Origin of the sequence: Streptomyces sp. NBC_01089, from assembly GCF_045162975.1 — a bacterium.
Lineage (GTDB): Bacteria > Actinomycetota > Actinomycetes > Streptomycetales > Streptomycetaceae > Streptomyces.
Map to the genome: position 1 here is coordinate 69004 of NZ_CP108660.1, position 19049 is coordinate 88052.

The following is a 19049-nucleotide window of genomic DNA, read 5'->3' on the forward strand; positions in this document are numbered from 1 at the left end:
CTGCTCCCCTCGCTCCCCTTCACGTTCACGTTCCTATCCGAGGAGACGACAGAACCATGACCATGACCGTGCCCGACACCACCGCCACCGCCACCGGTATCCGGATCAACGACCTCACGCCGTTCATCGGCGCCGAGCTGACCGGAGTCACCTACGAGGATCTCCAGGACTCCGGGCTCTGGGACAAGGTGAGCACGCTGCTGCACGAGCGGGAGCTGGTCGTCATCCGCTCCCTGGACATCACCTCCGAGCAGCAGATCGAGCTGGCGAGCCGTATCGGCCGGCCGAAGCCCTTCCTGATGGCCAAGTACCGCCACCCGGAACACGAGGAGATCATGATCTCCTCCAACGCCAAGAAGAACAACATGGCGATCGGTGTCGCCCGGGTCGGCAACTTCTGGCACCAGGACTCCTCCTACCAGAAGGATGCGCCGCCCTACACGATGCTGCACGGTATCGACGTCCCCGGCACCAGCGGCCACACGCTCTACGCCAACGCGGCCGATGTCTACGACCGCCTGCCCCAGGAGTGGAAGGAGAAGATCGAGGGGCGTACGGCGGTCCACACCGTCTCCAAGCGCCAGCGCATCTCCGACAAGCACGCGGGCCTGTCCATCGCGGAGTTCAAGGCGCTGGTGGAGGTGGAGTACCCGCCGGTCCAGCACCCGCTGGTGAAGACCGACCCCACGACCGGCCGCCGGTACGTGTACGGGGCGCCGGAGTACATGGAGCGGGTGATCGGCTTCGACGCGAATGAGAACGAGGAGTTCTTCGCCCTCCTGGACCAGCTGATACAGGACCCGGCGCACGTCTACGAGCACCGGTGGACCCCACGGGACCTGGTGATCTGGAAGTGCGAGCTGACGTACCACGCGGCCACCGCGGTGGAGCCGGGCGTCGACCGCACCGTGCACCGCGTGAGCATCGAGGCGAGGGACCCGTGGGCGGCATAGTCGACTTCGACGTGTGCTTCCCGTCCGCGACGGCCGACATCCGGGACATGCATCAGGTCTCCGGGGTGTCCGTCGCGGACCTGGCCGCCATCACCCACACCGAGTCTTTCCCGGTCCTCGCGGATGGGGAGACGGCGTCGGGGCTGGCGGTCAGGGCCGCGTCCCGGCTGCTGGAGCGGCTGGGGACCGACCGCTCGGCCGTACACGAGGTGATCTACACAGGCTCTGGCGAGTGGGACATCCCGTTCTGGTCGCCGGCGGCCAAGGTGGCCGGCGAACTCGGCATCAGGAACGCCCACTGCTACGAGCTCACCAACTTCTGCAACGCGGGCCTGACGGCGATCCGGCTGGCGGCCGAGTCCACCGGCAAGAGGCCCGGCACGTACACGCTGGTTCTCCTCGGGGACCGGCTGAGCCGGATGGTGGACTACGGTGACCCGGATTCCAAGGCGCTCTTCAATTTCGGTGATGCGGGCGCGGCGGTGCTGCTGGCGGATGACAACCCTCTTTTCCGGGTCCTCCACTCGGCGATGCGCACCGACCCCGGATGGGCCGACTACTACCAGGGCGAATGGCGCGACGGCCGGGTCGTCATCCGGCGGGGTGCGCACCGGCGGGGTCTCGCCTCCGCCTACGTGGACAACTTCACCCGCCTGGTCGACGAAACCCTGACGGTGACCGGACGGACCATCGGTGATGTCGCGTGGTTCCTGATCAATCAAGGCGACAAGGGGATGCACGAGCGTCTGCTGACGACTCTCGGCATCCCCGCTGAGCGCAGCGTTTTCAACTACGGACGGCTCGGCCACATGGGCGGAGCCGACACCCTGATCGCCCTCGACGGCCTCATGGAGGAGAAGAAGCTCCGTGAGGGGGACCTGATCCTGCTGGTCACCAGTGCCATGGGATTCAGCTGGGGCGTCACTGCCTTGGAGTACTCCGGATGAAGATTCTCGTGATCCATCAAGTGCCCTACCGCAAGATCTCCTACCACCGCGGCGTCGACCACGACCAGCACGAGGTGACCTACATCGGCCGGCCGGCGTCACTGCGGCAGATCCCCGGGGACCTCCGCTGCTCGCGGATCCCGATGGGTGAGGACGACGGCCTGGTGGCCGGGGTGACGGCCCGGGTGAAACCGTCCGACGGCTACGAAAAGGTGTTGTCTCTCTCCGAGTTCGGGATTCTGGAAGCGGTACACATCCGCCGCCACCTGGGGCTCCCCGGTCCGTCGGAGAGCCGTACCGAACTCGTCCGCGACAAGGTCCGGATGAAGGAGGCGCTGAGGGGATCAGGAATCCGCCACCCCCGTTTCGTGAGCGCGCCTCCCCCGTGCGGACCGCTGCCCTGGAGCGGGAAGACGGTACTCAAGCCCCGCAACGGGGCTTCCAGCGACGGGGTCATGGTCCTGGAGACCGCCCGTGAGGCGCTCTGCGCCTACCGGAAGCTGGCCGACCCGGAGAACTACCAGATCGAGGAGCACATCGAGGGCGACATCCTGCACATCGACGGACTGATGCAGGACGGCAGGTTCGTGGAGCTGGAGACCAGCCGCTACATCAACAAGCCGGTGGAGTTCGCCGGCGGCCTGCCGCTCGGCTCGCACCAGATCCCGCTGACGGAGGCACACCGCGGCCTGGCGCAGGAGGTGTCCGTCGCCCTCGGTATCGAGGAGGGCTGTGTCCACCTGGAGGCGTTCCACACGGCCGACGACGAACTGGTCTTCCTCGAGGTCGCCAACCGGGTGGGCGGGGCGGGTGTGGTCACCGCGCACGAACGCCGGACCGGTGTCCACCTGCCGTCCCACGAGATCGCGGTACGCCTCGGTCTGGAACGCCCGCCGTCGGACGAGCCCAGCGGCCGCTACCACGGCTGGCTGGCCTTCCCGGGCCACCACCTCCCCGGTGGTACCGCCGAGGTCACGCTGCCCCCGGGGCTGGCCGGCCACCCCTGCGTGGACCAGCTGTACGTGCTGCCCGCCGACCGTCCGCTGACCGCACACATCACCTACCAGGAATGGGAGTGCCCCGTGTTCATCGAGGCCTCGCACACCGACGCCGCGGAACTGGGCCGTTTTCTGCGGGTGTGCGCGGACAGCATCACCGTCATCTCCCGGACCCGTGAGCCGGCCGTCCTGGGGAGCGCCGCATGAGCTGCCGCCCGGTCCGCCACTATCCGACCGATCTCCTGCTGGCCGTGGAGCACGTCCAGCAAGTACTGGCCGACGACGTGTCGTCGCCGGTGGCCAGGGCTCTGAAGGAGGCCGACCTTCTCGAAGTCGGCGGCCTGCTGGACGCCGACGCGCTGGCCCACGCCCTCGACGAGGCGCTCGGCGGTCTCAGCCAGTTCCCCTGGCGCCCGCTCACCGACACCGGCGACGTCTGGGAGCAGACACCGGTGGGCCGTGTCGTCCTCGACGACGGCCGGGCGGGCAACACACTGCGGGGGCTGCTGCTGGCCTGGGCGGTGGGCAACGCCGTTCTCGTCCGTACCTCCCGGCCTGCTCTGTGGACCACGGTGACCGAGGCGTTGCGCGAGCCGGGTTTCCCGCTGCCCGCGGCAGAGATTGCGGCGGCCGGGGCCGAGGTGGAGGGCACCGTCGTCGTGGTCCCTGACCTGGTGGTGCTCAGCGAGGAGGCGGTGTCCGCCTCGGGTGAGCTGTACGCGGGGGCCGGGCGCCCCGGGGTCCCGTCGGTGCGGGTCAGGGTGACGTCCGGTCAGGACGGCCCGCAGGCGCCCGTGGCCGACATTGACTGCAGGTCGCCGTGGTTCCGGCAGCTGTTCACTTCCGTCTATCTGGCCGGCACCTCGCTGGATGCCGCGCGCCGCGACGACCCCGGGCGGGCATCGCGTATGGACGCCAGGGTCCGTTATCTGGTCGGGATGGCCCGGCGCACGGCCCACTACCGGGACCTGCCGCGGGTCGAGGGTGTATCCGGTCTGGCCGCGCTGCCCGTCCTGGAGAAGGCGGCCCTGGAGGCGGGGTCCCTGCCCCGCGCCACCGGTATGTCCAGCGGTGCCCGCCCCAGCGGCGAGGTGCTCCGCAGCGGGGCGTCCGGCGGGGAGCCGCGGTACATCGTGTACTCGCGGACCGACTGGGAGAACATGGTCCGCGAGGCGATCCCGCTCCTGCGGGCGCTGGGTATCCACCCCGGGGACCGGGTCCTCAACGCGCTGGTCGGCGGCGGGTTGTACGGCGGACTGCTGACGACGTCCAGCGAGCTGACCCGGATGCCGGTGGAGGCCTTCTCCGCCGGCCAGCAGGTCACCGCCGACCTGGTGCTGATGCTGGTCCGCGACTTCTCGGTGAACGTCCTGCTGGGCCAGCCCGCCGTGGTGCTGCCCCTGCTCCGGGAGGCCAGGCGCAAGGATCCCGGTCTGCGTCTGGAGAAGGTCGTCTACGGCGGAACCCCGATGACCGAGTCCGACAAGAGGTGGCTGCGGGAGGAGCTCGGCACCCGGTCCATCACGAGCATCCTGGCGGCCAACGACGGTGCGCAGATCGGCTACCAGTGCGAGGGGCTCGGCGGCACGCTGCACCACGTCAACGACGACTACAACCTCGTCGAGGTCGTCGACGAGGACGGCGCCCCCCTGCCGGACGGCGAGACCGGGCACCTGCTGATCACCGCGATGCAGAAGTTCGAGGGGCCGCTGATCCGTTACCGCATCGGCGACATGGGCCGGGTGACCGAACGCGACTGCGACTGTGGGGTGTCCGGGCGGGTGCTGGAGTACCTCGGGCGCAGCGACGGCCTGCTGAAGTTCAAGTCGGCGACCGTGCACTACGGCGAGATCGCCGCCGCCCTGGAGGAGTTCCAGGTGTCCCAGCTCCAGGCGGAGCTGACAACCAGGGAGGGCACCGAGACGCTGGTGCTGCGCACCGAGTCGCGGGAGGAGCTGGACCCCGGGGCTCTGAAGTCCTTCCTTGCCGGCGCCTTCCCGGCGCTGAGCGGCGATCACCTCTACGACGACGGCCTGCGCCTGTTCGAGTTGGTGGTCGAGTGCCACCCGGAGGGCGGGCTGGAGCGTAACCCGGTCAGCGGAAAGATCCGGACCGTGATCGACCGCCGGCTCAGCTGACTTCCCGCCGCCCCGCACTTCCCCTCCGCCCGTCCCTCTCCGCACAGTTCTGGAGCTTTCCGATGTCTCAGACCGCCCGATCCGTTCAGCAGGTCAGCCGCCCCCGTGGCCGGCCGACCGGTGCCGAGTTCGTCTTCACCGAGGAGCCGGTGCCCGTACCGCAGGCCGGCACCGCGCTCGTCGAGAACGAGCTCCTGTCCGTGGACCCGTACATGCGGGAGAACATGGACGCCGGGTGGGAGCTGTCCGCCCCGTTGGAGGGCCGCTCCATCGGCCGGGTCACCGAATCCCGCGCTCCTGGCCTGAGGGAGGGCGACCTGGTCTTCCACCGTCAGGGCTGGCGCACCCACGCCGTGGTGCGCCCGGAGGACGTACGCGTCCTGCCGCGGACACCCGGAGTGCCGCCCGAGACCTATCTCGGCATCCTCGGCGGCACCGGCCTCACCGCCTACGTGGCTCTCAGCCGCATCGCCCGGCTCGCCCCCGGGGAGACGGTCTACATCTCCGCCGCGGCGGGCGGCGTGGGCAGTGCGGCGGGGCAGCTCGCACGGCTGATGGGTGCCGGCCGGGTGGTCGGCAGTGCCGGCTCCCCCGCGAAGGTCCGCCTCCTCACCGGGGAACTGGGTTTCGACGCGGCGTTCGACCACCGCGAGGGCCGGCTCGCCGAACAGCTGGCGAAGGCGGCGCCCGACGGGATCGATGTGTACGTCGACAACGTGGGCGGTGAGCACCTGGAGGCCGCGATCGGGGCGATGCGCGAGTTCGGGCGGATCGCCTGGTGCGGCGCGATCTCCCAGTACGACGCCACCGAGCCGCCCCCCGCGCCGCGCAACCTCTTCGACCTGGTGGAGAAGAGCGTCCGGCTGGAAGGCTTCCTGGTACGCAACCACCGTGACAGGCAGGACGAGTTGGAGCAGCTGCTGGTGCCCGCGCTCGCCTCGGGCACGGTCACGGACCGGCACACGGTCACCGAGGGCTTCGACCGGATCGTCGACGCCTTCCTGGGGATGCTGGCCGGCGGCAACACCGGCAAGGCGACGGTTCGGGTGGTGGGGTCATGATCCTGCGGGACACCACGGCGCGCACCATGCTCGGCTCGATGCTCGTGTCGAGCATCGGGATGGGCCTGTACACCCTGGCGCTCGGGCAGACGCTGTTCCACCACACCGGGGATGCCCAGGCGTTCGCCATGATCTTCGCCCTCCAGGGGCTGGGGGCGGTGGCGGTCCTCCCCTTCTCCGGGCCGGTGGTCGATGCCTTCGATTCCAGGACCGTCTACGTGCTCTGCAGCCTGCTGCGGGCCCTGACTGTGGGCGTCATCGTGGTCGCCCTGTCCACGGGCGACGGAAGTGTCGTCACCGTGGTGGGCACGGCCGCCGTGTTCCTGGCGGTCTTCGACAACATCCAGCGCACGGCGTTCTTCAAATTCACCGCGCACCGCATCGCGGGCGAACGTGCCGTGGCCTTCAACAGCCTGATCGGCATCGCGATCCAGGCAGGCAGCCTGATCGGGATGGCGGCGCTCGGCCTGGTCCTGATGATCGGTACGGCCACTCAGGCCCTGCTGGTCGACGTGGCGGTCTCCCTGGTGGCGGCGACGGTGGTCTCGAGGCTGCGTGCCCCTCGCCAGGAATCGGCGGGACGGCTCCGGGACAGCACCCTGCGCTCGGCGCTGCCCGATCTGCTGCGCGACTGGGCGGGGCTGTTCCGCCGGCACCGTCACGAGGCCGTGGTTTTCGGGATGGTCCTGATGTGCGCGGGTGACTTCGTGTACTCCTACAGCCTCTCCACCCTGGTGGTGCCTCTCGTCGACGCCTGGCACGGCGGGCAGCCGTGGGCGATCTCGGCTCTGGAGGGCACGCTGGGAGCTGGGATGATCGTGGCGACCTTCTTCACCCGGCACACCGTGCGTCTGGCGCTGCTCCCGCTCTGGGTGTCGCTCCAGGCGGTGATCGCAGTGGCGCTCGCCTTCACCGCCACGCCCGCCCTGCACTACGTCGAGTTCTTCCTGGCCGGCTTCGCCAACCTGAACGCCATCACCCTGCTCCTGACGCTCCTTCAGCAGCAGGCCGGCCCGCTGGACAAGGCGAAGATGGCCTCCCTGCGGCTGCTGGCGATCGGCGGCGGGACCGCCGCCTTGATGCCGGTGCTGGGCGTGGCCGCCCGGCAGTCGCTCACCACCGCCTTCCTCACCCTTGCCGCCCTGCTCGTGCCCTTCGCGGCCTGCGGGTTCTGGGCCGCGTTCCGCTTCATCCCCCGCGCCGCCGGCGCGGCGAAGGACGAGGCCGGGACGCAGCCGGAGCTGACGCCCGCCTGAACTGCCCGGAGCGCGCACCGCTCGTACCACCCTTCACGTCATCCGCCGTCCCACGTCTTCTGGAGACACCATGCTCTCGTGCCAGCCGGTCCTGCCCCTGGACACGGTCGCGGCCCCACCGCTGCTCCTCGCCGAGCGGGCCCGCCGCATGGTGCCCTCGGACACCAGGGCCTTGTTCTCCATGGCCGCCCGGGAGGACGTCGTCTCGCTGGCCGGGGGGATGCCCAGTTCCGAAGCGCTGCCGGCCCAGGCGCTGCGCACGGTCCTGGGGGACGTGCTCAGAACCGACGGGCCGGGTGCGCTCCAGTACGGCTCCGCGCAGGGGGACTTGGTGCTGCGCGGGCAGATCTGCGAGGTCATGGCGGCGGAGGGCATCGCGGCGACCCCGGACGAGGTCCTGGTCACGGTCGGATCGCAGCAGGCGCTCGACCTGGTGACCCGGATCCTCGTGGACCCGGGCGACACGGTGGTGACGGAGGGCCCCACTTACGTCACCGCGCTGAGCACCTTCGCGGCGGGCCAGGCCCGGGTGGTCGAAGTCGCCATGGACAAGGACGGCGTGGTGCCTCAGGCGCTGGCCGACGCCTTCGCCCTCTGCGCGGCGGAGGGACGCCCGGCGAAGTTCTTCTACACGGTGCCGACCTTCCACAACCCCACCGGCCTGGTGCTCGGCGCCGGCCGCAGGAAGGAGGTCCTGGAGATCTGCCGGCGGGCCGGTGTCCTGGTCGTCGAGGACAATCCGTACGGGCTGCTGCACTTCGGGGAGGAGCCGCACCGCGCTCTGTGCGCCGACGCCCCGGACGGGGTGGTCTATCTGGGCTCGTTCTCCAAGACCTTCGCTCCCGGGCTGCGCGTGGGCTGGGTCCGCGCTCCGCGCGCCCTCGCCGGCACGCTGGTGCTCGCCGCGGAGAGCGCGATGCTCTCCCACTCGGGACTGGCCCAGCGGGCGGTGAGCCGGTTTCTGGGCGAGTGGTCCTGGCAGGGGCATCTCGATGCCGCCCGGAGCCTGTACCGCGGACGCCGTGACGCCATGCTCGACGAACTGGCTGTCACCATGCCGGACGGGGTGTCCTGGACGGTGCCCGAGGGAGGGTTCTTCGTCTGGGTGACGCTGCCGGGCCGGCTGGATGCACGCGCGATGATGCCCCGTGCGATCGACAGCGGGGTGGCCTATGTGCCGGGTTCCGGGTTTCACACCCGGGGCGGTGCGCAGAACCTCCGGCTCTCCTACTCCTACCCGCCCGCGAGTGCTGTCCGGGAGGGCGTGCGGAGGCTGTCGGACGTGATACGCGACGAGGTGGCCGGGGCCGGCACGCACCGGCTGCGCGAAGCGGTGGCCCGATGAGCGGCCGCCCGTCCGACGGTCTGCTGGACGACGCGCGGAGCATCCAGGACGACATGGTCCGGCTGCGGCGGACTGTGCATTCCCGCCCCGAGGTTGGCCTGGACCTGCCGTACACCCAGGAGGCCGTGCTGAACGCCCTGGACGGGCTGGGGCTGGAGATCAGCACCGGGCGGCGGCTCGGTTCGGTGACCGCGGTGCTGCGGGGCGCCCGGCCCGGCCCGACGGTGCTGCTCCGCGGCGCCGGCCGCCGACACCTGCACGCCCCCGGCCCGTCAGTACTCCACGCCCCCTCGGGCCGGCCCAGTTCACGAACGAGGCGAACCTGATGTACAAGCCCTGCCGAGTCCTGCTGCTGACACCCGACGCCGGACTGATCCGGGCCGTCTCGGACACCGGGCTGGAGCCCTGGGCCCTGCGCCGCACCGGCGCCGGGGCGCCTGGCGGGATACCGCCGGAGCGGACCCTGACCACCGATGACCCGGCCCGTACCCTGCGGGACTTGGCCGCGGACGAGGACGCCGGGCACGGTATCGACTTCGTCGTGAGCGGCGGCGACACCGAGCCAGCCGTGCTCGACGCCCTGCGGGGACTGGCCCTCGGTCCCGGGCGGACGGGGCCGTGGCTTCCGGACCGGGCCGAACTGCGGGAGATCCTCGGGTGGGGCCCGGTGCCCGGGCCCGCCCCGGCCGGTGTCGAGCCGGCGCCGGTGTGCCAGGTCGACACGGTGTCCGTGAGCGGTATGCACCTCCTCCTGGGCATTGCCTGGCCGGAGTCTCGGCAGCCCATGGGTGAGTCGGAGCAGGCCGGCGTACGGGAAACGGTCCGTTGCCTGCTCGATCTGATCGGGCACCAGTTCGGAGGGACGCGGACGGACGTGGCGCTCACCCCCACCGGCCCCGACCCGGTCGGGATCGCGGGGACCTCGGTCCTGGTCTCTTCCCTCGGGCCGGGAACGAAGCGGTAACCGCCCGGGACCGGCTCCGGGCACCTTGGGATCTGTCGAGAGCGGGACGGGGAACCGGGCCGCTCACCACGTCCACAGATCTGCGAGGAGTTCGAGATGAACGAGAACCTGAACGGCAACCCGGTCCGGACCGCACGCATCGTCGGCGCGATCGTCGCCCTCGTCCTGACGGTGCCGGCGCTCATAGTGGCTGTCGGCAACGAACTGCCCGAGGACGGTGCGGCCGCGACAACCACGGTCCTCGCCACCAACGCCGGTCCCGCGACTCCCCCGTCGGCCCCCTGAGCCCGGGGCCCCGGGGTCAGGGGAACACGGTCTGCGGATTGCGGACGCCCATGAAGGCGTAGAGGCGGTCGGCCTCGGCCCGGTGTCCTTCGGCGTCCTCCCTGTCGCCGAGGGCTTCCTGCGCCCGGGCGATACCGGCCAGCGCGGACGCCTCCTCCGAGCAGAAGCCCATCTCCACGGCCGCCTTCCTGGCGTGCCGGTGAAGGACCAGGGCAGCCTCGTGGTCCCCCAGCGCGTACCGCAGATGGCCGATGATGTTCTCCACCTCCGCCAGCCGTACCGGCGTCGCCCCCGTGCGGACCACTTCCAGGGCACGCAGCGCGAGTTCCTCGGCGTCGGCTGCCCTCCCCCGCATATACGCCACCTTCGCGGACAGCGCGAGCACCAGTCCCACGTCCCCCGGCGCCGTCCGCAGTTCGCTCAGCAGCCGCGCCTGCGCCAGGTTCTCGTCCGCTTCCTTCAGTTCCCCCAGTCCCACCTGGGCGAAAGCCAGATCGGTCAGCGACATGACCAGGTTGCCGTGGTAGCCGATGGACCGGCTGATCTCCAGGGCCCGCCGGGCCGTGTCGGCTGCCTCCGTGTACCGGCCCCACTTCTCGTACAGCGTGCTCAGCGTGGACAGGCCCTCCGCCTCGGAGCGGCTGGCGCCCAGCTTCGCGGAGCGGGTGACGGCCTCGCTCAGCAGCGTCAGCGCCTCCTCGTACCGGCCGAGCATCGAGGCGAGGAGTCCGATGGTCGATTCGCTGTGGGCCTGGATGCGCCGGTCTCCGAGGCCCACGGCGACGTCCCGGGCCTCCTGCGCGGCTTCCAGGCCGTCGGCGAATCTGCCCACCTTCCAGCAGGCCACCCCGACGTTCGACAGGGTGACGCAGAGCAGCTGGGGATCGTCCAGATCGCGGGCGGCCGCCAGGGCTCTCCGGCAGATGTTCCACAGGTCGTCGAACTGCCCGCGGGCGTTCAGGTGGAAGCTGAGGTTACGGGTGAGGCAGACGGTGTGGCGGGGCAGGCGGTGCAGCACCGCCAGCGAGACGGCAGCCAGCAGTCCGCTGTGCTCACGGTCGAACCAGGCGCGGGCGGCCTCGGCGTCCTGGCAGGGCGGCAGGCTGCCGTCGTACGCCGGGATGCCGGTGTCGCGCTGCTCGCGTCCGGGGAAGAGGATCTGGCAGGCCGCGTCCGTCGCCGTGAGGTAGTAGCCGAGCAGCCGTTCCACCACCGCCGCGTCCTGCTGCGCCGTCGCCGGGCCGCACAGGCCGCGGGCGAAGCTGCGTACCAGGTCGTGCAGGGTGTAGATGCCCAGCTGCGGCTGCTGCACCAGCCGCATGTCCAGCAGGACTTCCAGGGTCGACTCGGCATCGTGGGGTCCAGTACCCAGCAGGGCGGCAGCCGAGTGGACGTCGACGCCGGTGCTCGGGTGGAGTCCGAGGGTACGGAAGGCCGCACGCTGGGGCTCGTCCAGTGCCATGTACGACAGGTGCAGCGTCGCGGAGACGCTGCGCTGTGGGGAGCGCAGTTCGTCGAGTCTGCGGGTCTCGTCGCGCAGCCGTTCGGCGAGGTAGCGCAGGGTCCAGGAGGAACGGTTGCGCAGCCGGGCGGTGGCTATGCGCAGGGCCAGCGGCAGGTGGCCGCAGAGCTCGGCCAGTTCCGCCGCCGACTCCGGCTCGGCCTCGACCCGGTCCGCCCCCAGGGTCGCCGCCACGAGGGCGGCGCTGTCCTGCGGCGTCATCAGACCGACGGAGACCCAGCTGACACCGTCGAGGTCCAGGAGGCGGGAGCGGCTGGTGATCAGGACCAGGCAGCCGGGGGAAGCGGCCAGCAGCGGGGTCACCTGGTCCACATGGGCGGCGTTGTCGAGGAGCAGCAGCAGCCGTCGCCCGGCGACCGTGGCCCGCCAGAGGTTGGCCCTGGCCTCCGTGTCGCTGGGGATCTGGTCGTCGTCCACGCCCAGCGAGCGCAGCAGGTGATGCAGCGCGGTGCCGGGCGGGACCGGAGGCTGCTCGCCCGGAGTGAACCCGCGCAGGTCCACGTGGAGCTGCCCGTCGGGGAACCGGTCGGCGAGCCGGTGCGCGGCCCACACCGCAAGCGAGGTCTTCCCGGATCCGCCCATGCCGTCGACGGCCACGACCCGGGCGGATCTGCTGTCGGAGCCTTCCTGCAGATCGGCCGCGTCGACGCAGTTCAGGAGTTCGGCGAGTTCCCTGGCCCGGCCGGTGAAGTCGGCCAGCGGCTGGGGCAGGGTGCAGACCCGGACGGGCGGGGCGGGGGGTTCGTCCGGGACGGGCGCGGACTCCTGCCACGGCAGCACCAGTCCGGGCTCGTCGCGCAGGATCCCCTCGTAGAGCTTGGTCAGCGGCGGGCCGGGGTCGACGCCCAGCTCGTCCGCGAGGAACTCACGGACCTGGCCGTACTCGTTGAGTGCCTCGGCCTTCCGCCCGGTGCGGTAGAGAGCAAGCATGAGCTGGCTGCGGAAGGTCTCGCGCAGCGGGTGGGCGGAGACCAGCATGCGCAGGCCGGCGACGAGTTCACCGCTGAGTCCGAGTGCCAGCCGCAGGTCGTAGAGCTCCTCCGTGGCCACCAGCCGGCGTTCCTCCAGGGCGGTGGCCGCCGCCTCGATGACGGAGCCGCCCTGGCCGGAGAGGACGGACCCGCGCCAGAGCCCGAGCGCGGCATCGAGTCGGGCGGCGGCCTCCGGCCGCCGGTCGTCGCGCAGGTCCTGTTCGGCGGCCCGGATCCGGGCGTCGAACTCCAGCAGGTCCAGCTGCCCCGGGGCCACGACCATGCGGTAGCCGCTGCCGTCGGTGAGGATGACCCCGTCGTCCGGGAGGCGGCGGCGCAGGTCGGAGACGGCCTTGCGGACCTGGTGGGAGGCGGTCGCCGGCGGATCCTCCCAGGCCGCCTCGACGAGCCGGGGCATGGGCACGACCCGGCCGGGTTCCAGGAGCAGCATGGACAGCACCCGCTCCTGCACCACACCGGACAGCAGGAGCCGCTTCCCGCTGACCGCTGCCTCCAGTGGTCCGAGGATCCGGAAGCACAGCCCTCTGGTCGTCGTCCCTCGTTCCGCGTTTTCTTCTTCCATGTTCTCGTCCCCCCGTGAGCGGCTCCGCGGCACTTCAGACGAGTGCTGCGGAGCCGCTGATTCCAGCCTGATCCAAACGAAAGCCCCTAAGCGGCGATGCGGCCGATCGCCCTGACCACCTCGTCGATCAGCAGGATGTTCTCCTTCTCCGCGCTGTCCCCGAGCGCGAACCGGTTCCGGCCGTATCCGTATCCGATCCCGAGACGCGGGCTCGCGAACACCCGTGCGCCGGCCGTGCCTCCGTGGCCGAGGGCGTACGGACCGAGGACCGGGATCTCCTCGCCATGGGCCGGCGAGCGAAAGCCGTGCGCGCAGAAGCGGGTGAGCTGCACAGTCAAGAGGCTCCGTATCCCCCCGTTCTCTGCGGGACGGGGCATGACGTGCGGGTAGCGCCGATGCCGCAGTGGTGCGTGCGGTCTCGGCGCAGAACGCCATATTAGAACGTCACATGCAACGGTCGGCCACTTCCGACCAGTTGGTGATACGCCCCTGCGCCGGACAGGCCATCGCGGGCCGCTCCCGGCTTACCTGCTGCGCCGCTCCCCCGCTCCCGTTCGCTCCGGGGTGGAGTATGTGCCGCATCCGCTTCTGCCTGCTGACAGTTTTGGGGCCACCTGCCGCCTGCCGGCACTGCACGGAGCCGTCCGTAGGTCACACGCCTGGCGTGTCAGAGCCCTCTCGTGGTGAACAAGGTGGTCCCGTGCACCGCGTCCGCTTCCTTCCGGCCGGTCTCGGTGAACCCGGCCTTGGCCAGCACTCGGCGAGAAGCGGTGTTCCAGTCCCAGACCGTGGCCCACAGACGTCCGTACCCAGACGATCGCGCCCATTCCACGACCGCCGACGCTGCCTCGGTCGCGTATCCCTGACGCCAGACCCGGCGCAGCAGCTCGAATGCCAGTTCCGGTTCCCCTGCCGGTCCTCGTCCGCTGTCGACCAGCCCGCAGTAGCCGATGACGTCACGAGAGGTTTTCCGTTCGACCGCCAGCAGCCCGGTCGACCACACCTTGTCGGTGCGGATCGAATCCTCGAGCTCCGCGACCGTGGGGTGTCCGTCCGCGTCGACTCGACGGTGGGGCGGCACCCGTGGATCACGTTCGGTCCACAGTTCACGCAGGACGACAGCCTCGGCTGCCCGCCAGGGTCTGAGCAGCAGGCGGCTCGTCTCGAGTGCGACCTCGCCGCCCGGTGTGCCACTTGCCATGACAGCAACCGTCTCACGGGCGCACGCGCTGTCGTGCCACGGGGCGCGGTCGGTCCTGCCGGGCGTGGACGCCCGGTATGCGGGACAGCCGCGATCAATGCCCGAGCGCCGTGTTGGGCCGGGGCCGCCCGGTGCGGCTGCGCGGAGGGTCAGATCGTGGTGAGGCGGGGCAGAGCGGGTGCCTGGTGCTGGAAGGTCATGGAGGAGTATGTGGCCCCCAGCCCGGAGGCCACATAGATGTAGTGGCGGCCTGGCTGTAGCCGGTGGGAGTCGCGAAGCTCGGTGTAGTTGAGGAACACGTCCGAGGCGAAACAGTGGCTGTACTCGGCCAGTTTTTCCAGGTAGACGCGCGCCGGGTCGATGCCCAGGTGTTTGACGGTCTCGGTCAGGGGCGCGTTGTGGGGGATGACCCAGTCAATGTCGTCCCATGTCAGTTCCGCCTGCTCGACGGCCTCCTGCATGACGTCGGCCAGGGCACGGGCGCTGTCGCGGCCGTACTGTTTGGACTCCTCGGGCGAGAGCAGGACTCCTCCGGAGTACTGGCCCATGGTTCGGGTCGCGTAGGACAGGACGCGGTCGCCGGCTGTGTCCGCGGTGGCCACCAGCATGGCGGCGCCGGCTTCTCCCATGAGGGCCCCGGTGTTGTACAGCAGCTGGTTGCCGGGGGTGAACGCCTTGTCGCCGGTGACGATCAGTACGCGGGCGTAGGGGTCGCCGTCGTCCTCCAGCAAGGTGCCCGCCAGTTCGATCGCGGCCAGGGCGGTGGCGCAGTTCTGCTGGGTGACGGCGAAGGAAGCGGCGTGCTGGAGATCGAGGGCGTCGCTGATCAGGGCGGCGGCGTTGAGGTGGGAGGGTGTGACTTCCTGGGTGGAGTGCACGTAGAGGACGTACCGGATGTCGGTGGGGTCGGGGACCCGGTGAAGCACCCGCCGGGCGGCGGGAAGGACCAGGTCGAGGAGGCTCGCGTCGGGGTCCTGGCGGATGCGGCGCAGCCCATGCACCTTCTGCAGCAGGCGGATCTGGGCACGCTTGAGGCCGAGGGGGCCGGCCAGTTCCTCGATGGTGTGGGAGTTGTCGGGCAGGAATGACTCGACGGCTTCGATGGTGGCGATGCGGTTCATACGGCTTCCTTGGGGTGCGGAAGGGCGGCCGGGGCCGGGGATGTGGTGTTGCGGCCGATGGCGAGGGCGAGGAAGGCGGCCAAGAGACACAGGGCTCCGGCGCCGTACCAGGCCATCGCGTAGTCGCCCAGCTGGTCGCGGACGGTGCCGGCGAGGATGGCCGCGGCTCCTGCGCCGACCTGGTGGGCGGTCCACAGCCAGCCGAAGATGATGGCGGAGGCGGAGCCGTAGCGCTCCTGGCACAGGGCCATGGTGGGCGGGACGGTGGCCACCCAGTCGAGGCCGTAGAAGATCGCGAACAACAGCATGCTGGGAGTGGCGGTCCGGGCGAACAGTGAGGGCAGGGCGAGCAGGGACACGCCGCGCAGGCCGTAGTAGACGAAGAGCAGGACGCGGGCGTTGAAGCGGTCGGTGAGCCAGCCGGAGGCGATGGTTCCCACCAGGTCGAAGAGGCCGGCCATGGCCAGCAGACTCGCCGCCGTGGTCTGCGGCATCATGTGGTCGCCCGCGGCCGGGATGAAGTGGGTCTGTACGAGTCCGGTGGTGGTCGCACCGCAGATCGCGAACCCCGCGAAGAGCATCCAGAACGGGCGGGTACGGCCGGCCGCCAGCAGGACACGGAAGGCGCCGGTGACACCGAGGGGGTTGTGTTCCGGTTCCGGTTCCGGGGCGGTCCGAGTGGCCTCCGGTGTGTCGGTGGTGTCGTCCTTCGGTGAGGTCGCGGGGTCCTCGCCGAAGGGGCGCTGGCCCACGTCCTTCGGGTGCTCGCGGATGAAGAACATGACCAGTGGAACGACCGCCAGGGCGGCGGCCGCCACCGTGAAGGAGGCGATGCGCCAGTTGGTGTGGTTGACCAGCCAGGCCAGGAGGGGCAGGAAGACCAGTTGTCCGGCGGTGCTGCCGGCGGTCAGGATGCCCGTGATGAGGCCGCGGCGGCGCGTGAACCACCGGTTGGTGACCGTACCGACGAAGGCGAGGGCGACGGCCCCGCTGCCCACGCCCACCAGGACCCCCCAGTACAGGGTCAGTTGCCAGGGGGAGCTCATGAACGTGGGCAGCGCGCTGCCCACGGCGATCAGGAGAAGGGCGGTGGTGACCACGGGGCGGATGCCGTACTTCTCCATCCAGGAGGCCGCGAAAGGGGAGACCGCTCCGTAGAGGACCATGTTGACCGACGCCGCGGTGGCGATGGAGGCGTGGCTCCAGCCGAATTCCATGTGCAGCGGGTCCATCATCACGCCGGGGACCGCGCGGAATCCGGAGGAGCCGGTCAGGGCCAGGAAGGACACGACGGTGACGATCCAGACCCAGGGCAGACGGGATGCCTTGCTCAGGCCGGCGGGGAGGCCGGTGCCCGCCCGGGGGTGGTCTTGCGGGGCGGAGTCGGAGTCGGTGGGTGTGTGCGTGGCGGTGTCGGTGGGTGTGTGCGGGTCAGCGTCGGTGGGTGTGTGCGTGGCGGTGTCGAGTTCGTTCATCAGCGGTTCCTGGTCAGTTGGTTCTGCAGAGCGGCGCCCGGCCGTATGCCGGTGGGCCGGGCGCCTTTCATCCGGCGTGGCGTGCGGCTTGTGCCTTGGCCATGGGGACAACGCTTGTGCCGGTGGCCCGGCAGACCACCTGGGATTCGCTCAGGACGGCCGCGCTGCTGGCGCCGTCCTGGTACCGGGCGGCGATGACCTTGCGGGCTTCGAAGGCGATGGTGCGGCGCAGACGTGTGTGGCGCCGGATGGTGCCTGTTACTTCCAGGAAGTCACCGGCGTGCACAGGGGCGGTGAAGCTGACGTCGGCGTAGCCCGTCAGCAGCCCTTCGTCGCTGTCGGTGCGGATGGTCAGCTCGGTGGCGACGTCGCCGAACAGTTCCAGGACTCGGGCCCCGGGGACGAGGTCTCCGCCGTAGTGCACGTCGCCCGCGCTGATCCGTACACGCAGGGTCGCGCTCAGACCCTCCGGCGGGAGCGCGCTGGTGGCGGTACTGGCGGTCGGGGCACTGCCGGAGGCCGGGACAGTGCGGGAAGTCGGGGCGGTGCGGGAGGGGGTCGTCACGGGGTGAGGCTCCTTTTCGGTAGGCCGAGGGCCAGGGCCAGGACCACGTCTCTCTTGTGCGTGAGGGTGACGGTGATGCCCGCCAGCCCCAGGGTGTTGCTGCGGTGGCGGGCGCTGCCGGCCAGCTGCACGTCGGGGCGGCCGGAAGCGGTGCGGTGTACTTCGATGTGCCGGGGCAGCACCTCGCCGAACAGACCGCAGTCGAGGACCTTGAGGACGGCTTCTTTGGCGGCGAAGCGGCCTGCGAGGAAGTCACGCCTGCGCCCGCCGGTGAGGGTGTCGGCATGCCGCAGTTCGGCTTCGGCGTAGAGGTAGCTGAGGACCCAGGGGCGTTGGAGCAGTGCGTCCAGCTCATCGAGGTACAGCAGGTCGATGCCGATGCCGGGCATGGCGGTGGCCGGCCCGGCCGCCTGCGCGGACGTGGTCTCCCGGGCCTCTGCGGAGGCCGGCCGGACGGCCGGGGCGCTCACCACGAGGTGCGCCGTCCTGTCAGATCGATGACGGCGGTGGCGCGGGCTCCCGAGCGCGGATCGACGTCGTGCAGGACGAGCGTTTCGTACTGGCGTCGCCACTGCGGCAGCCGGTTGCTCAGTTCGAGCCATACTCCGGTGCAGTAGGTGTCGGGGCGTGTGCGGTGGATGTCCGCCCTGGTGGCGGGGGGCAGTTCGGTCCGCTCACTGGTGACGAGCAGAGTGGCGCCGTGCTCCGGGGCGTCCAGCAGCGTATGCAGTGCGCCGAGGCTTTGGCCTTCGGTGCCGGCGCGCAGGACGCGCGGGAGGCCGCCGCCGTCAGCGTCAAGGCTCAGCAGCACACCGGAGTCGATCAATGCGGCGTCGTGCACGAGCGGGTCGTACGCGGGCAGCGTGGTCTGTTCCAGTACCGCGATGACGGCGCGCCGGCTGCGGCCGCTGCGCTGATAGGCCGAGACGATCTGCAGGGCCGTGAAGGGGGCGAGCAGGCCCTGTTCGGAGACGGCGAAGCTCCTGGCCCGGTCGCCGAAGTGGTGGTTGATGTAGGAGGCCGTCGTGGTGAAGGGGTGCAGGTCCGGGAGGGCATAGGCGACGATGATCAGGTCGGGGGCCGGGGCGGCCTCGGCCCCGTGGGTGCCGAGGAGACCGTCTGCCAGGTCGGGGAAGCCGACCTGGGGCCCGGTTTCCCACCGCTCTTCATCGAGGTCTGTGCCGTACGGGCGCAACAGGTCGGCGTGGTACTGGGCCAGGCCCGGAATGTCGGGGACGGGGCGTCGGGACGGGGCCAGCACGTGGTGGGTGGCGGTCAGGGTTGCCATGGTGTTCTTCCGCTTCAGTGGGCGGCGGCCGCGGCCGGTGCGTCGGCCGGGGTTCCCGTCGCGGCGAGTACGAAGTCGGTGAGGGTGCCGATCGTCCGGAAGTCGTCGGCGTCGATCTCTTCCGGGTCGACCTCGATGCCGGCCGAGTCCTCCAGGGACATCAGCAGTTCGAGGACGGAGGTGGAGTCGAGGTGCAGGTCCTCGAAGAGGCGGGTGCTCTGCTGAGTGCCGGTCACCTCACGGTCCAGGACCTCGGTGAGGGCGGTCTCGATGGCTGTGACGGCGTCGGTGCGCTGCATGATGGCTGCTCCTTCGTGTGGGTGGTGTCGTCCGGAACGGGATGTGCGGGGCAGCGGTCGTGCCGGGTGCGGCGGCC

General features: G+C 70.6%; 18 protein-coding genes and 1 pseudogene. 10 read left to right on the plus strand and 9 right to left on the minus strand.

Annotated elements, in window-relative coordinates; translation table 11 throughout:
* Positions 1–56: 56 nt before the first annotated feature.
* The 10 genes and pseudogenes from OG510_RS00290 (at position 57) to OG510_RS00335 (ending at position 9947) form a co-directional block, all read left to right on the plus strand.
* A complete protein-coding gene (locus OG510_RS00290; protein ID WP_406134563.1) occupies positions 57–953 on the plus strand; it encodes a TauD/TfdA dioxygenase family protein in 897 nt (298 codons plus the stop codon).
* Complete coding sequence (locus OG510_RS00295) at positions 941–1900, plus strand: 3-oxoacyl-ACP synthase III family protein (protein WP_406134565.1); 960 nt, start codon at positions 941–943, stop codon at positions 1898–1900. The genes OG510_RS00290 and OG510_RS00295 overlap by 13 nt, the downstream gene beginning before the upstream one ends.
* Positions 1897–3105 carry an acetyl-CoA carboxylase biotin carboxylase subunit family protein gene (locus OG510_RS00300; RefSeq protein WP_406134566.1) on the plus strand — a complete coding sequence of 403 codons (1209 nt, stop codon included), beginning with the start codon at positions 1897–1899 and terminating at the stop codon, positions 3103–3105. Before OG510_RS00295 ends, OG510_RS00300 begins: the two co-directional genes overlap by 4 nt.
* On the plus strand, positions 3102–5036 hold the full coding sequence (locus OG510_RS00305) for a phenylacetate--CoA ligase family protein (protein ID WP_406134567.1): 1935 nt from the start codon (positions 3102–3104) through the stop codon (positions 5034–5036). Before OG510_RS00300 ends, OG510_RS00305 begins: the two co-directional genes overlap by 4 nt.
* 62 nt (positions 5037–5098) lie before the next feature.
* Positions 5099–6097 carry an NADP-dependent oxidoreductase gene (locus OG510_RS00310; protein WP_406134568.1) on the plus strand — a complete coding sequence of 333 codons (999 nt, stop codon included), beginning with the start codon at positions 5099–5101 and terminating at the stop codon, positions 6095–6097.
* A complete protein-coding gene (locus tag OG510_RS00315) occupies positions 6094–7353 on the plus strand; it encodes an MFS transporter (protein WP_406134569.1) in 1260 nt (419 codons plus the stop codon). Before OG510_RS00310 ends, OG510_RS00315 begins: the two co-directional genes overlap by 4 nt.
* Positions 7354–7423: 70 nt before the next feature.
* On the plus strand, positions 7424–8698 hold the full coding sequence (locus OG510_RS00320) for a PLP-dependent aminotransferase family protein (protein WP_406134570.1): 1275 nt from the start codon (positions 7424–7426) through the stop codon (positions 8696–8698).
* A pseudogene (locus OG510_RS00325) lies at positions 8695–8937 on the plus strand (amidohydrolase); the annotation flags it as partial. The gene OG510_RS00320 and the pseudogene OG510_RS00325, both read left to right, overlap by 4 nt.
* Positions 8938–9023: 86 nt before the next feature.
* Positions 9024–9662: a hypothetical protein gene (locus OG510_RS00330; RefSeq protein ID WP_406134571.1), complete on the plus strand. Its 639-nt coding sequence runs from the start codon at positions 9024–9026 to the stop codon at positions 9660–9662.
* A gap of 96 nt (positions 9663–9758) precedes the next feature.
* The gene (locus OG510_RS00335) at positions 9759–9947 is read left to right on the plus strand and encodes a hypothetical protein (RefSeq protein ID WP_406134572.1); all 189 of its coding nucleotides are present in this window, start codon (positions 9759–9761) and stop codon (positions 9945–9947) included.
* A gap of 16 nt (positions 9948–9963) precedes the next feature.
* Here OG510_RS00335 and OG510_RS00340 read toward each other — a convergent pair whose 3' ends face one another.
* The 9 genes from OG510_RS00340 to OG510_RS00380 form a co-directional block, all read right to left on the minus strand.
* On the minus strand, positions 9964–13023 hold the full coding sequence (locus tag OG510_RS00340) for a BTAD domain-containing putative transcriptional regulator (protein ID WP_406134573.1): 3060 nt from the start codon (positions 13021–13023) through the stop codon (positions 9964–9966).
* 86 nt (positions 13024–13109) lie between these two features.
* A complete protein-coding gene (locus tag OG510_RS00345) occupies positions 13110–13361 on the minus strand; it encodes a hypothetical protein (protein WP_406134574.1) in 252 nt (83 codons plus the stop codon).
* Positions 13362–13690: 329 nt separating this feature from the next.
* The gene (locus OG510_RS00350) at positions 13691–14224 is read right to left on the minus strand and encodes a GNAT family N-acetyltransferase (RefSeq protein ID WP_406134575.1); all 534 of its coding nucleotides are present in this window, start codon (positions 14222–14224) and stop codon (positions 13691–13693) included.
* 149 nt (positions 14225–14373) lie between these two features.
* Positions 14374–15345, minus strand: a complete 972-nt coding sequence (locus OG510_RS00355) for a 3-oxoacyl-ACP synthase III family protein (RefSeq protein WP_406134576.1) — start codon at positions 15343–15345, stop codon at positions 14374–14376.
* Positions 15342–16820 (minus strand): MFS transporter, encoded by a 1479-nt coding sequence (locus OG510_RS00360; RefSeq protein ID WP_406134577.1) that lies wholly within the window; start codon positions 16818–16820, stop codon positions 15342–15344. Before OG510_RS00360 ends, OG510_RS00355 begins: the two co-directional genes overlap by 4 nt.
* Before the next feature lie 67 nt (positions 16821–16887).
* Positions 16888–17385, minus strand: a complete 498-nt coding sequence (locus tag OG510_RS00365; protein ID WP_406134578.1) for a hotdog fold domain-containing protein — start codon at positions 17383–17385, stop codon at positions 16888–16890.
* A complete protein-coding gene (locus tag OG510_RS00370; RefSeq protein WP_406134579.1) occupies positions 17382–17858 on the minus strand; it encodes a holo-ACP synthase in 477 nt (158 codons plus the stop codon). Before OG510_RS00370 ends, OG510_RS00365 begins: the two co-directional genes overlap by 4 nt.
* The gene (locus OG510_RS00375; protein ID WP_406134580.1) at positions 17852–18673 is read right to left on the minus strand and encodes a hypothetical protein; all 822 of its coding nucleotides are present in this window, start codon (positions 18671–18673) and stop codon (positions 17852–17854) included. The genes OG510_RS00370 and OG510_RS00375 overlap by 7 nt, the downstream gene beginning before the upstream one ends.
* Before the next feature lie 14 nt (positions 18674–18687).
* Positions 18688–18972 (minus strand): phosphopantetheine-binding protein, encoded by a 285-nt coding sequence (locus tag OG510_RS00380; RefSeq protein ID WP_406134581.1) that lies wholly within the window; start codon positions 18970–18972, stop codon positions 18688–18690.
* Positions 18973–19049: the final 77 nt, after the last annotated feature.